Source organism: Gluconacetobacter liquefaciens (assembly GCF_003350405.1).
Taxonomy (GTDB): Bacteria; Pseudomonadota; Alphaproteobacteria; order Acetobacterales; family Acetobacteraceae; genus Gluconacetobacter; species Gluconacetobacter liquefaciens.
This window is the reverse complement of record NZ_QQAW01000001.1, coordinates 406,410-419,196: the sequence shown is the minus strand read 5'-3', so window position 1 is coordinate 419,196 and position 12,787 is coordinate 406,410. Positions and strand designations below refer to the sequence as shown.

The following is a 12,787-nucleotide window of genomic DNA, read 5'->3' as shown; positions in this document are numbered from 1 at the left end:
CCTCAGCCCGGCCGCCGCCAGGGCAACAGATAGGGCGCGCGGCCATGATGGCCGAAATGGGCCACCCGGGCCTCGTGCAGTTCGATCGCGCCCAGAACGCCCAGCCGCACCAGCCCCACCATCAGGGCCGCGCCGGCGAAAGGCGCCAGACCGTAGATCCAGAACCCGCGCCACTGGCCGGAGAACAGCGCCGGCCCCAGGCTGCGGGCCAGATTGGTGCTGTCACCCGACAGCCAGGCTTCGAACGGATTCAGCATGAAGAATAGCGGGCCGGCCACCAGCGGCGTCACCCAGCGCAGGCGGGCGGTGCCCCCCATGAACAGCAGGCTGCCGATCAGCAGCGCCGTGGTGCAGATTTCGCCCGTGAAAGCCCAGCCCAGCGGCACCCACGCCGACGGCAGGGTGGCGGAAAAATGCGTAGCGTGCGACCACGCCGCCCAGCGCGGCCAGATCAGCCCCGCCAGCGCCACCAGGCCAGTGCCGAGCACCGCGCCCGCCAACTGGGCGGCGATGTAGCCCAGCATGTCGCGCCAGGCCAGGCGCCCCATCAGGGTAAAAGCCAGCGTCACCGACGGGCTGACATGCCCGCCGCTGACCCGGCCGAAAGGCGAGAGCGCGGCAAGCGTTCCGCCCAGCCCGAAGAACAGCCCCTGCAATGCCACCTGCAACGCGGGATGGGCCGCCAGCACCCGCCCGACCGGGCTGCCGGCCGCACCAAGCAGAATGTTGGTGGAGAGGCCGAAGACCATCAGCAGCGCGGTACCCGCGCATTCGCAGGCATAGAGGCGGGGATGGATCAGCCAGTCAGGATGCGGCGCGCCAGCCAGTGGCCGGTCATGCGGCTGGGGGTAGCATGCCGGATCGGGCGCTGTGGGGGAAACGGAAGCCGGCCCCGCCACGATCAGCCCTGGTAGGAGGCGATCTCGACCAGATTGCCGTCGGGATCTTCGCAATAGACCGAGGTGACCGGCCCCAGCGCCCCCAGGCGGGCCACCGGCCCGTCGGTGACGCGGACGCCGCATCCCTCCAGATGCTCGACCACATCGCCGCTGGAAACGGCGGTGATGAAGCACAGATCGTTGGTGCCGGGCAGCGCGTCGGTGGCCGTGGCCCAGCCTTCCGCACCGTGGGGGCGGAGGTTGAGCTTCTGGCCGCCGAATTTCAGCGCCGTGCGGTTGTTGCGGCCATACTCCTCCCGCTCCATGCCCAGAACCCGTTGATACCAGGACGCCGAGACCTCCAGGTCACGGACGGTGATGACGACGTGGTCCAGCCGATCGACGGTAAAGCGCATGGAACGGGGATCTCCTTGTAGACGGGAAACCGGGGGTGATCCCCCAGGCTCAGCCCGTCAGACCTTCATAGAAATCATTGCCCTTGTCGTCGATGACGATAAAGGCCGGGAAATTCTCGACCTCGATCTTCCAGACCGCTTCCATGCCCAGTTCCGGATATTCCAAAACCTCGACCTTGCGGATGCAGTCCTTGGCCAGCCGTGCCGCCGGGCCGCCGACCGAGCCGAGATAGAAGCCGCCATATTTGTGGCACGCCTCGCGCACCGCCTTCGACCGGTTGCCCTTGGCCAGCATGACGTACGATCCACCGGCAGCCTGGAGCATATCGACATAGCTGTCCATGCGCCCGGCGGTGGTGGGGCCGAACGAGCCGGTCGGCAGCCCGTCCGGCGTCTTGGCCGGGCCGGCATAATAGACCGGATGATCCTTCAGGTACTGCGGCAGGCCCTCGCCGCGTTCCAGCCGCTCGCGGAACTTGGCATGGGCGATGTCGCGCGCCACGACCACGGTACCGGTCAGCGACAGGCGGGTCTTGACCGGATATTGCGACAATTGCTTGCGGATCTCGGTCATCGGCTTGTTCAGGTCGATCTGCACCTCTTCGCCGCCCAGATGCTCGTCGGTGGTCTCGGGCAGGAAGCGCGCGGGATCGGTTTCGAGCTGTTCGAGGAAGAAGCCGTCGGCCGTCACGCGGGCCTTGATCTGCCGGTCGGCCGAGCAGGACACGCCGATGCCCACGGGCAGCGACGCACCGTGGCGCGGCAGGCGCACCACGCGCACGTCATGGCAGAAATACTTGCCGCCGAACTGCGCGCCGATGCCCAGGCCCTGGGTCAGCTTCAGGATTTCCTGCTCCATCTCCAGGTCGCGGAAGGCGTGACCCTGCGGGCTTCCTTCGGTCGGCAGGCTGTCCAGCCATTTGGTGGAGGCCAGCTTGACCGTCTCCAGCGTCTGTTCGGCCGACATGCCGCCGATCACCACCGCCAGATGGTAGGGCGGGCAGGCCGAGGTGCCGAGCGTGCGCACCTTGACGTCCAGCCATTTCAGCAGGTTTTCCTTGGTGGACAGCAGGGCCCGCGTTTCCTGGAACAGGAAGGTCTTGTTGGCCGAGCCGCCGCCCTTGGCGACGAACATCAGGTCCATCTGCTCGGCGTGGTAGTCGCCGGGCGTGGCCGAGATATGGAACTGCACCGGCAGGTTGGTGCCGGTATTCACTTCCTCGAACATCGACAGCGGCGCCATCTGCGAATAGCGCAGGCTGGTGCGGGTATAGGTGTCGTAGACGCCGCGCGAGAACGCCTCTTCCTCGTTGCCGTCCACCCAGACGCGCTGGCCTTTCTTGCCGTAGACAATGGCGGTGCCGGTATCCTGGCACATCGGCAGCACGCCGCCGGCGGCGATGCAGGCGTTCTTCAGCAGGTCCAGCGCCACGAAGCGATCATTGTCCGACGCTTCGGCGTCTTTCAGGATCTTGGCGAGCTGGGCCAGATGGGCGGGACGCAGCAGGTGCGCGATGTCGTGGAAGGCCCGGGCAGCCAGTTCGCTCAGTGCCTCGGGCTTGACATGCAGCACCGTGCGGCCGTCGCACACGCTGGTGTGGACCCCTTCGATGTCCAGCCGCCGATACGGCGTGTCGTCATCATGGAGCGGGAAGAGCGGGCCGTAGACGAACGGCTTCAACGGTGGCTTGGGGGGGGTGGATGCATTCAATGGACAGTCTCCCTCTGTGTGCCTGTCTCCCCCGGATTGGTTCCGGGTGGTGGCGATGCACGGAGAGCCCGGCCGCATCCGGGCCCCCCGGATGGTGTACGGTTCAGCCCGGACCGGAACCCTTCTTCCGGAACGCGGCCAGGCTGACCACTTGTGGCGAGGACGGCGCGTCCCCGGAGGCCGCCGGGGTATTTTCCGGGGCTTCCTGCACCGGTGCCGCCAGTTCGGCCGGTGCCTCTTCCTCGTCCGCCGGCTCGGGCGGGGTGAAGCGCAGCGCGAGCCGGATATGCGGGTCGGCGAAGGCGGTCACGGCGTCGACGGGAATGACCAGGATCGATCCCACGCCGCCGAAGGACAGGCCGACCGAAATGGTCTGCGCGTCCTCATCCACCTTCAGGTCCCAGAACTGGTGTTGCAGCACGATGGTGATCTCGTGCGGATACTGGGCGCGGAGGCGGGCGGGCAGCACCACGCCCGGCCAGTCGGTGCGGTAGGTGATGTAGAAATGGTGCCCCTCGGGCAGTCCCTCGCGGCCCACATGCTCCAGCGCGCGCAGCATCACGCCCCGATACGCATCCTCGATCCAGGAATCGTAGGGCAGGAGGCTTTCCGGAATCATGGTGTCGAAACCGTTTTCCTCGTCGCGATCGTCGGACATGCGGGATACTCCGTACCGTCCGGCCGCCCCGGTGGGGGTCGACCGGGCCATGATGGCCGTGTGGGTCGCGCCACGCCCTGCCACAGCCTTCAGCCATGCGTCAAACCGCGCGGACGCACAAGGGCTGCCACGGCAGGTCAGACATCACAACCGCAGGAAGAATAATGGCATGATCTGGCGATGAAGTGGGAGGGCTTCTGTTGCCCGGTGCCCTCCCGAACCGCGCTTGTCACTTATGCAGCGACAGCGAGCACCTCAGAGTTATCGTTGGCACTTGTAAGTTAGCCCGATGACGGCGGTACAATGCCGGGCAAAAGGCAGGTCTTTACCATGCGTGTCGAGCCTGTTTCGTCCCCATGCTCCCCTGCCCCGAAGGGTCGTGACGGGGAGAGTTCTGGTGGAGACGCCGGGTACTGCCCCCGGGTCCACTACACTTATTCCACGTGCCGTTTATCGCCATAGCCAAGGAGCAAGCCCCTCCGGCACCCCGATATATAAGGATGCCGCTCCTTGGTGGCAAGGCATGCCCGTAGCGGGTAATCGTGGTATGCTGCCACACGTCGTGTTATGCGCCCCCTTTAGGACTCAGAGGCAGGGACGGAGCGCGGCAATGTTTTCAACGGACCAGAAATCGGAAATCGACGCTGCCCGCGCCGACTGGGCCCAGACGCGCCGCACGGTCGTTCCCGCCATCGAAGAGGTGCTGTACGAGCCCCAGCCGGTTCTGGGCACCGGTTTCGTCCGGCTGGTCGACTATATGGGCGGCGACGAAGCCATCGTGCAGGGCGCGCGCGTCTCCTACGGGCGCGGCACCCGCAGCACGTCCGACGACCGGGGGCTGATCCGCTACCTGATGCGCCACCGGCACACCAGCCCGTTCGAGCTGGCAGTGGCCAAGTTCCACGTCCGCGCCCCGATCTTCGTCACCCGCCAGTGGTTCCGTCACCGCACAGCCAGCATCAACGAATATTCGGCCCGCTATTCGGTGCTGGAGAAGGAATTCTATTTCCCCCGGCCCGAGGACATCGCCCACCAGTCCGCCAGCAACAAGCAGGGGCGCGGCGAGAGCCTGCCCGCCGATGCCGCCCAGCATGTGCTGGACCTGCTCCGCGAGGACGCGACCCGCTGCTACGACCATTACCTGGAGATGCTGAACCAGGACGAGGACGGGAATGTCGTCGATCCCGCCCGCCCGGTGGTGGCGCGCGAACTGGCGCGCATGACGCTGCCGGTCAATGTGATGACGCAGTTCTACTGGCAGCTCAATCTGTGGAACCTGCTGCATTTCCTGCGGCTGCGTGCCGATGCCCACGCGCAGTATGAAATCCGCGCCTATGCCGACACGATCCTGAACCTGGTGGAACGCTGGGTGCCGCTGACCTTCGAAGCCTTCCGCGACTACATGCAGGAAGCCGCCCTGCTCTCCGGCCCCGCCCTGCGGGCCCTACGCGACGTGCTGGCCGGACGGGAGGTCGATTTGCAGGCCTCGGGCCTGTCGAAGCGCGAGGTCACGGACCTGATCGGCCTGCTGCCCGAGATCGCCCCCCGCCTGGGCCGGTAAGAGGCTGCTTTCACGGTCGGCCTGAAGACCGCCTTCAGGCCACCACGAGGTTCGACGGCCCGTCTTCCAGCACCCATACCGCGTCGCCCACCGCGACCCGGCCTGGCCGCACCACGACCGCATTCTGGCCGAACATCACCCCGCCCCGGGCGCGGCGGGTGCGGGCCAGCGTCGCCAGCGGTTCGCGCGGGTCCGGAATTTCGGCCGTCTTCTGGTCGATGGTCGTCATGATGCAGCGCGAACAGGGTTTGACGATGCGCAGCAGCGCCTCGCCCACAGCCAGCAGGCGCCAGCCATCCTCGACCCAGGGCGTGGCCCCTTCCAGCACCAGATTGGGCCTGAAACGATCCATCGGCACGGGAGACGGCAGGTCGCGGTTCAGCGCGCCCAGCGACTCCCGGCTGGCCACCAGCACGGCGAATCCGTCGGCGAACCCCACGGTAGCCCCCGCCGGCGCGAACGCCGGATCGGCCGACCGTGCCCCGGCATCATGCAGATAAACCAGCCGGCAGGGGCGGCCCAGGGCGGCGCTGAGCCACCCGGCCACCGCATCGCCCGCATCGACGGCCGGCACGCTGTCCTTCCATACCCGCACCATCCGCCGCGCTCCGTCGACGGGCGGCAGGGCGACCGCGTGTGCGCCCTGGCCCGCCAGCGCCAGCACCAGTCCACCGGGAGCGCGCGCCACCGTCACCAGCGCCATCCGCGCCACCTGCCGCTGTGTCAGGAAACCGCCATCCGGATCGGTGACCATCCAGCGCCGGTCATCCTCCAGCCCGCACAGCCCCAGCATGCCGGCTGCCACCGCGAGTCCACCCAGAGACTTGACGGGATGGACATGCAGCGCCACCACCCGCGCCACAGGGGCCCCGGCCGCCGGGTCCGCCAGATCATTTATCATCCCTCAACATAACCCTGCTCACACGACGCCGCCGCCGAGGCGCGCGCTCGATCACGGGAACGTGAACAACCCGGCCGGATACGATGCCGCGCCCGTGTATTCCCTCCAGCGGCCGCAATGCCCCGGAAACAGGCGCAGCGCCCCGCCGGGGGCGGAAAATCCTCGCCATCCCCGGCTCGTTCCCCCAACGCATGACCGATCGGTCATCGTGGACGATTGCACAGGCCGCGTCCCATGCTAGAGAGAAGTTTCGCGGACGCACGTTGACGGGCCGCGAGATCCATTGGCTTCCCCGCGCGTTACAGGCGTTGGGGACGGCAGACCAGGGAAACGGGAACGAGCATGCGTGCAGTGACAGGATCGAACTTACAGCCGTCCCGGTCATGTACGCCCACCCGCCGCCCACGCCGGACCTCCCGCCTCTTCGCCGGGCTGGCGCTGGTCGCCCTCGCCGGCTGCGCCGCTCCGCCGCCCAAGGACCCGGAGGCGCTTGCCGAATATCGCGAAGCCAACGATCCTTACGAATCCCTCAATCGCAAGATGTACGACCTCAGCATGACGCTGGATAAATATTCCATGCGTCCGGTGGCCAAGGCCTATGTCTGGGCGGTACCATACCGCGTGCGGCAGTCGCTGGGCGGCCTGGTCCAGACGATGAACGAGCCGGTGGTGTTCTTCAACGATGTCGGCGCCGGCAAGCCCCGCCGGGCGGGCGACGCCTTCGTGCGCTGGTGTGTCAACATGGTCGCCGGTCTCGGCGGCCTGATCGATGTCGCGAAATATGCGGGCTACCCGCACCACGACAATGATGCCGGCCTGACACTCGCGACCTGGAGCGTGCCGTCCGGCCCGTATCTGTTCCTGCCGATGATGGGGCCGTCCTCGCTCCGCGACGGGGCCGGCTACGGCATCGATGTCGGCCTGTCGCCCTGGAACTACGTACCCAGGGGCTACGGCCTGCTGACATTCAACTGGGCCTATAACATCATGGGCACGATCAACGGCCGGGCCGACCATCTGGATGCGCTGGACCAGTTGCAGAAAGATGCGCTGGACCCCTACGCCACCATCCGCAGCGCCTACCAGCAGCAGCGCAAGGCCCAGGCCGAAGCCATCCGCAACGACCACCGCGCCACCGTGCCCGACTGGTACAACTGAACAGGGACACAGAGATGAAGACAGCCCTCTCCCGTCGTCATGCGCTGGGTCTTGCCGCCGCGACCGCTGCCCTGCAGGTCACGGCACCGGCCCGCGCGGCTTCCGCCCAGGAGGCCCGCACATTCGTCAGCACGTTCGGCCAGCAGTTGATCGCAATCGTCAATTCCGACCGTTCGCTGGCCGAGAAGAAGACCGCGATCCTGCCGCTGCTGCAGGACCATGTCGATATGGACGCCATCGGCCGCTATTGCCTGGGCCGCTACTGGCGGGTGGCCACGCCGGAACAGCAGGCCCGCTTCCTGTCGCTGTTCCACCAGATTCTGGTCAACTCCATCTCCGACAAGATCGGCGACTACCGGGGCGTGACCTTCACCATCGGCAACGTCACCGCCTCCGGCACCGACCAGGCCGTGGATACGGTGATCAACCGCCCCGAGCAGCCGGCCGTGAACGCCCAGTGGATCGTCAGCTTCAGCAGCGGCAAGCCCATGGTGGTGGATGTGATGGCCGAAGGCCCCAGCCTGCGCCTGACCACCCGGCAGGATTATGCCTCCTTCATCGGTCGGCATAACGGCAGCATCGACGCCCTGCTGCACGCGCTGGATCACCAGGTCGCCGCCCACGCCACCCCCTAGAGGCGGTTGTAAATGCGCGCTGGTGGCGATCCGGCGCGCGTTTCCTGTGCCCCGATGCTCACGGCCATCAAGGCCGCTCCGCTTCGGTGCTCGGAAACACACGACGGGCGTGCCGCTACGCGGCACTCTCGCTCACCAGCACACATTTCCAATCCGCCTCTTTCCGCCACCGCTGGCAATCCACGACGTGTTTCCCGCACTTCGGAGTTCACGGCCATCAAGGCCGCTCCGCTTCAGTAATCGGAAATACATGAGGGGCGCGGCCCTCCGGGCCGCTCGCGCTCACCAGCACATATTTCCAATCCGGCTTCTCCCAGCCGCACTGGCAATACGCGTCCGTAACGATCGGGTACGCGCTATTCCGGCAGTCTGACCGGGCGACGAGGCGGTAGAGGGGGGAGCGGGTCGGACGCGACCTCGCGGATGCTCTCATAGACCAGCATCTGGTGGCCATCGCGTTCGAAACTGTCGTACTGGGTCATCCCGATGCCACCCAGGATGGTGCGCGAGGCGATGTTGGTGTCGCGCGTCACCGCCATCACACGGCGAATCCCCGCGTCATGGGCGAAGCTCAACGCCGCCGATGCCGCCTCACGCGCTAAGCCGCGCCCGGCCGCCCATGGCCAGAGCGCGAAGCGCAGACCCAGCCCGCGCCCATCGGGGCGTTCATGCAGGCCGGTCATGCCGATAAAGCGGCCATCCTCGCGAATCGTGAAGATCCCGACCCCGCGCCGCGCCCAGCAGGCCATGTCGTCGGCCATGTCGGCCTCGGCCTGCTGGCGGCTGCGCACGCCGCCCAGCATCATGCCGAACGCCCCGGCATCGGCCTTCAGCCGGGCCATCTCGTCCATGTCCCGCCATGAGACCGGCTCCAGCACCAGACGCGGCGTGCGGATCGACCCGCCCGTGATCCGGGGATGGGTCGCCCATTCGGCGCGGTCGGCGGGCTGCCCCCACGGGCCACGGCGCAGATGCCGTGTCCCGGCAGGGTCCAGCCCGTCAACCCGGCGCGGCGGCCGCGTCACGGGAGTCGGGCCGAGAGCGCGGGACGTGCATCGCCCCGCCGATTCAGCGCGCCAGGGGGCGGTACTTGATCCGTCCCGGCTCGGTCGCATCCGGGCCGAGTCGGCGTCGCTTGTCCTCTTCGTAGGCCTGGAAATTACCCTCGAACCATTCGACGTGGCTGTCGCCCTCGAAGGCCAGGATATGCGTCGCCAGACGGTCGAGGAACCAGCGATCATGGCTGATGATCACGGCGCAGCCGGCGAATTCGGCCAGCGCGTCTTCCAGCGCGCGCAGCGTATCCACGTCCAGATCGTTGGTCGGTTCGTCGAGCAGGATAACGTTGCTTTCCTGCCGCAGCATCTTGGCCAGATGCACGCGGTTGCGCTCACCGCCCGAGAGGATACCGACCTTCTTCTGCTGGTCCGCGCCCTTGAAGTTGAAGGCGCCGACATAGGCGCGCGACGGCACGGCCCGCTTGCCCAGATAGATGACATCGGTGCCGCCGGAAATTTCCTCCCACACCGTCTTGTTGTCATCCAGGCTGTCGCGCGACTGGTCGACATAGCCCAGCTTGACCGTATCACCGACCTTCAGCGTGCCGGAATCCGGCTGTTCCTGGCCCACGATCATGCGGAACAGGGTCGATTTACCGGCCCCGTTCGGCCCGATGACACCGACGATGCCACCCGGCGGCAGCTTGAAGCTCAGATCGTCGATCAGCAGCCGGTTGCCGAACGCCTTGCGCAGATCCTCGGCCTCGATCACCGTGCCGCCCAGGCGCGGGCCCGGCGGAATGACGATATCGGCCGTGCCGCCCGCGCGCTCGGCATTCTGGGCCAGCATTTCTTCGTAGCGGGCGATACGCGACTTGCTCTTGGCCTGCCGGGCCTTGGGGCTGGAGCCGATCCATTCCTGCTCGGCGGCCAGGGCGCGCTGGCGGGCGCTCTCTTCCTTTTCCTCCTGGGCCAGACGCTTGCGCTTCTGGGTCAGCCACGAGGAATAATTGCCCTGGAACGGATAGCCACGGCCCCGCTCCAGTTCCAGGATCCAGTTGGTCACGTTGTCCAGGAAGTAACGGTCATGGGTGATGATCATGACCGTGCCTTCGTAGTCGCGCAGGGTCCGCTCCAGCCACGCCACGCTCTCGGCATCCAGATGGTTGGTCGGTTCGTCCAGCAGCAGCAGGTCGGGCTTTTCCAGCAGCAGGCGGCACAGCGCCACGCGCCGGCGCTCACCACCCGAAAGCTTGGTCACCGGGCTGTCGGCCGGCGGGCAGCGCAGCGCGTCGAGCGCGATGTCGATCTTGCGATCCAGCTCCCAGCCATCGCCGGCGTCGATTTTTTCCTGCAGTTCGGCCTGCTCGGCCAGCAGCGCGGTCATTTCGTCGTCCGACATCGGCTCGGCGAACAGCATCGAAATCTCGTTGAAGCGATCGACCGCCACCTTCAGGTCGCCGAAGCCCAGCGCCACGTTCTCGCCGACGGTCAGGGATTCGTCGAGCTTGGGCTCCTGCTCCAGATAGCCGATCCGGGTGCCTTCGGCGGCCCAGGCCTCGCCGCCATATTCCTTCTCGATCCCGGCCATGATCTTCAGCAGGGTCGATTTACCGGCGCCGTTCACGCCCAGCACGCCGATCTTCACCCCAGGCAGGAAGGAGAGGGTAATGCCCTTGAAGACCTCGCGCCCACCCGGATACGCCTTGGTCAGGTCCTTCATCACATAGACATATTGCGTGGCGGCCATGACGAAGGCTCCCGATGATCCAGAGTGAAAAGAAACCGAACGGCCGGCGTTCCCCATGACAGGACGCGCGGCCTGGTTTTGCAGCCTGCGCCCGGCAGGACTTGAACCCGCAACCAAGCCGTTATGAGCGGCCCGCTCTAACCAATTGAGCTACGGGCGCGCAGGCCGGTTCTCACTTCGCGCATGTGGGGCGGTTTGGCAAGATGCGGCGTGCCCCGCGCGGGCGATTCCCGCCCCCAAACGGCGCTTGGCAAGGAGGGGCGGCGTCGATAGGTTCGGCGGTCTTCTCTCCCTGTTTCCAAGAGTATGGAGCGCCGCCATGGATGTCTCGAAAATCTCGCCCGGCAAGGACGTGCCGTTCGATATCAACGTCGTCATCGAGATCCCGCAGGGGTCGTCGGTGAAGTATGAAGTCGACAAGGACAGCGGCGCCGTCGTCGTCGACCGGATCCTGTTCACGCCGATGGCCTATCCGGCCGCCTACGGCTTCATTCCCGGCACGCTGGCCGACGACGGCGACCCGGCCGACGCCCTGGTGCTGATCCCGGCCCCCGTGGTGCCCGGCGCCGTGATCCGCGCCCGCCCGATCGGCATGCTCCGCATGGAAGACGAAAGCGGCCAGGACGAGAAGATCATCTGCGTGCCGCACGACAAGGTGCATCCGCAGTATGCGAAGGTCGAGAAGCTGGAAGACCTGCCCGAGATCACCCTCCAGGCGATCGAGCATTTCTTTACCCGCTACAAGGACCTGGAGAAGGGCAAGTGGGTGAAGGTGACCGGCTGGGCCGGCCGCGAGGAAGCCGGCGAGATCATCAAGGCCGCGCTCGCCGCCGCCCAGAAAGCCTGATTCCCCTCCCCCTGCTGCCGCCCCAGGGCGGCAGCAGCGGGCTTCAGGCGCCCTGACGCGCCACCCGGTCGATCAGGTCCCGGTAGCGCGTCATGTAATCCGCCATGTCCAGCGTGCGTTCGGCCTGCCGCCGCACGGCCCGGCGCAGCCGGGTGGACAGGCGGGCATCGTCCAGCACCTCCAGCACGCCTTCGGCGATACCGTCAGGGTCCAGGAACGGCACCAGTCGCCCGGTACGCCGGTCGGTCAGGAATTCGCGCACCGGCATCGTGTCGCTGCCCACGATCGCACAGCCCATCGCCATCGCCTCGCGCAGCGACCAGGACGCGACGAACGGGTAGGTGAGATAGACATGCGCGTCGGACCGGCGCAGCAGCGCGCGGAATAGGTCGTAATCGACCCGCCCCGCGAAATGGACCCGATCGGGGTCGATCCGCCCTGCCAGTTCGGCCATCATGCGCGCCCGCCACGCCCCCTGCGGCAATCTGGCCCCGTAGCTGACGCCATCCCCGCCCACCAGCACCACCCGCGCGTCCGGCCGCGCCGCCAGAATGCGCGGCAGCGCGCGCATGAAGACATGAAAGCCGCGATAGGGCTCCAGATCGCGGGCCACGTAGGTAACCAGCCGGTCCTGCGGCGCGATGACCGTGCCGGCAACAGCCAACGGCCGCTGGAAGGCCGACGGATCGGGCGAGCAGGCGGCCAGATCGACGCCCTCGGGCAGCAGGGCGATCCGCTGCCGTGCCCAGTCGGGATAGGTCATCCACTGGAAGCGGGTCGGGGTATGGCCGTGCCCCCCCAGCGCCAGCGCCTGGAGATTGACCGCATTCTTCGCCCGGATGACCGGCCTGAGGCTCTCGGGCGAGGGAAATTCCGGGTCGAACCCCACATCCAGCGCCTCGGCGTGATAGAAGAACTCAAAATAGCCCAGCACCGGCACGCCGGGGAACACGTCGCCCAGATTAAGCAACTCTCCCCAGCCGTGATGGCCGATCACGATGTCCGGGCGATAGCCCAGTTCGCGCAGGCTGAGTGCCGCCCGTGCCACGCACTCCGCCCGCAGGAGCCCGAGATCGAACTCCCGCGCTCCCGGATGCACGCGGTCCAGCCCGCCGCGCGGCAGGCGGTAGGCCACGCGCCGCACGCCGGGAACCTGATTGTCGTTCGGCTCGCTGATGAAGACGATCTCGTTCGCCGGGTCCTGGCCCAGATGCCGCAGCAGGTGCAGGAACTGTCCGGGAAAGTTCTGGTGAACGAACAGATATCTCAAGGCA

12 protein-coding genes, 1 tRNA gene and 1 other RNA gene are annotated in these 12,787 nt (G+C 66.9%); 4 read left to right on the top strand and 10 right to left on the bottom strand.

All coding sequences use genetic code 11. The features are described 5' to 3' along the window. Positions 1-2: 2 nt before the first annotated feature. The 5 genes from C7453_RS01900 to ssrA form a co-directional block, all read right to left on the bottom strand. Positions 3-899: an MIP/aquaporin family protein gene (locus tag C7453_RS01900; RefSeq protein ID WP_114725503.1), complete on the bottom strand. Its 897-nt coding sequence runs from the start codon at positions 897-899 to the stop codon at positions 3-5. A gap of 2 nt (positions 900-901) precedes the next feature. Then, positions 902-1,294, bottom strand: a complete 393-nt coding sequence (locus tag C7453_RS01895; RefSeq protein ID WP_114725502.1) for a VOC family protein — start codon at positions 1,292-1,294, stop codon at positions 902-904. A 49-nt stretch (positions 1,295-1,343) separates the two neighbouring features. Beyond that, a complete protein-coding gene (locus tag C7453_RS01890) occupies positions 1,344-3,005 on the bottom strand; it encodes a fumarate hydratase (RefSeq protein ID WP_114725501.1) in 1,662 nt (553 codons plus the stop codon). Positions 3,006-3,108: 103 nt separating this feature from the next. After that, entirely contained in the window at positions 3,109-3,663 is a 555-nt protein-coding gene (locus tag C7453_RS01885) for an SspB family protein (RefSeq protein WP_114725500.1), read from the bottom strand. Positions 3,664-3,847: 184 nt separating this feature from the next. Then, positions 3,848-4,187, bottom strand: a transfer-messenger RNA (tmRNA) gene (ssrA, locus tag C7453_RS01880). 86 nt (positions 4,188-4,273) lie between these two features. Here ssrA and thyX point away from each other — a divergent pair. Beyond that, positions 4,274-5,224, top strand: coding sequence for an FAD-dependent thymidylate synthase (gene thyX, locus C7453_RS01875; RefSeq protein WP_114725499.1), 951 nt, complete (start codon positions 4,274-4,276; stop codon positions 5,222-5,224). A gap of 34 nt (positions 5,225-5,258) precedes the next feature. Here thyX and C7453_RS01870 read toward each other — a convergent pair whose 3' ends face one another. Beyond that, positions 5,259-6,125 carry an MOSC domain-containing protein gene (locus tag C7453_RS01870; RefSeq protein ID WP_114725498.1) on the bottom strand — a complete coding sequence of 289 codons (867 nt, stop codon included), beginning with the start codon at positions 6,123-6,125 and terminating at the stop codon, positions 5,259-5,261. 342 nt (positions 6,126-6,467) lie between these two features. Here C7453_RS01870 and C7453_RS01865 point away from each other — a divergent pair, with 342 nt between their 5' ends. Continuing rightward, entirely contained in the window at positions 6,468-7,283 is an 816-nt protein-coding gene (locus C7453_RS01865; protein WP_114725497.1) for an MlaA family lipoprotein, read from the top strand. A gap of 14 nt (positions 7,284-7,297) precedes the next feature. Beyond that, a complete protein-coding gene (locus tag C7453_RS01860) occupies positions 7,298-7,918 on the top strand; it encodes an MlaC/ttg2D family ABC transporter substrate-binding protein (RefSeq protein ID WP_114725496.1) in 621 nt (206 codons plus the stop codon). 356 nt (positions 7,919-8,274) lie between these two features. Here C7453_RS01860 and C7453_RS01855 read toward each other — a convergent pair whose 3' ends face one another. The 3 genes from C7453_RS01855 to C7453_RS01845 form a co-directional block, all read right to left on the bottom strand. Continuing rightward, a complete protein-coding gene (locus tag C7453_RS01855) occupies positions 8,275-8,829 on the bottom strand; it encodes a GNAT family N-acetyltransferase (RefSeq protein WP_114726007.1) in 555 nt (184 codons plus the stop codon). A 157-nt stretch (positions 8,830-8,986) separates the two neighbouring features. Further along, a complete protein-coding gene (gene ettA / locus C7453_RS01850; RefSeq protein ID WP_114725495.1) occupies positions 8,987-10,666 on the bottom strand; it encodes an energy-dependent translational throttle protein EttA in 1,680 nt (559 codons plus the stop codon). A gap of 86 nt (positions 10,667-10,752) precedes the next feature. After that, positions 10,753-10,826, bottom strand: a tRNA-Ile gene (locus tag C7453_RS01845). Positions 10,827-10,985: 159 nt separating this feature from the next. On the opposite strand from C7453_RS01845, the gene ppa reads away from it, so the two are divergent. Continuing rightward, on the top strand, positions 10,986-11,513 hold the full coding sequence (gene ppa, locus C7453_RS01840; RefSeq protein ID WP_114725494.1) for an inorganic diphosphatase: 528 nt from the start codon (positions 10,986-10,988) through the stop codon (positions 11,511-11,513). Positions 11,514-11,556: 43 nt separating this feature from the next. Here the strand turns inward: ppa and C7453_RS01835 are convergent, their stop codons facing one another. Then, complete coding sequence (locus C7453_RS01835) at positions 11,557-12,783, bottom strand: glycosyltransferase family 4 protein (protein ID WP_114725493.1); 1,227 nt, start codon at positions 12,781-12,783, stop codon at positions 11,557-11,559. Positions 12,784-12,787 lie beyond the last annotated feature (4 nt).

Coding starts and splice junctions, on each gene's coding strand:
- thyX (WP_114725499.1), top strand. CDS start 4,274: ATGTTTTCAACGGACCAGAAATCGGAAATCGACGCTGCCCGCGCCGAC.
- C7453_RS01885 (WP_114725500.1), bottom strand. CDS start 3,663: ATGTCCGACGATCGCGACGAGGAAAACGGTTTCGACACCATGATTCCG.
- ppa (WP_114725494.1), top strand. CDS start 10,986: ATGGATGTCTCGAAAATCTCGCCCGGCAAGGACGTGCCGTTCGATATC.
- ettA (WP_114725495.1), bottom strand. CDS start 10,666: ATGGCCGCCACGCAATATGTCTATGTGATGAAGGACCTGACCAAGGCG.
- C7453_RS01870 (WP_114725498.1), bottom strand. CDS start 6,125: ATGATAAATGATCTGGCGGACCCGGCGGCCGGGGCCCCTGTGGCGCGG.
- C7453_RS01865 (WP_114725497.1), top strand. CDS start 6,468: ATGCGTGCAGTGACAGGATCGAACTTACAGCCGTCCCGGTCATGTACG.
- C7453_RS01860 (WP_114725496.1), top strand. CDS start 7,298: ATGAAGACAGCCCTCTCCCGTCGTCATGCGCTGGGTCTTGCCGCCGCG.
- C7453_RS01895 (WP_114725502.1), bottom strand. CDS start 1,294: ATGCGCTTTACCGTCGATCGGCTGGACCACGTCGTCATCACCGTCCGT.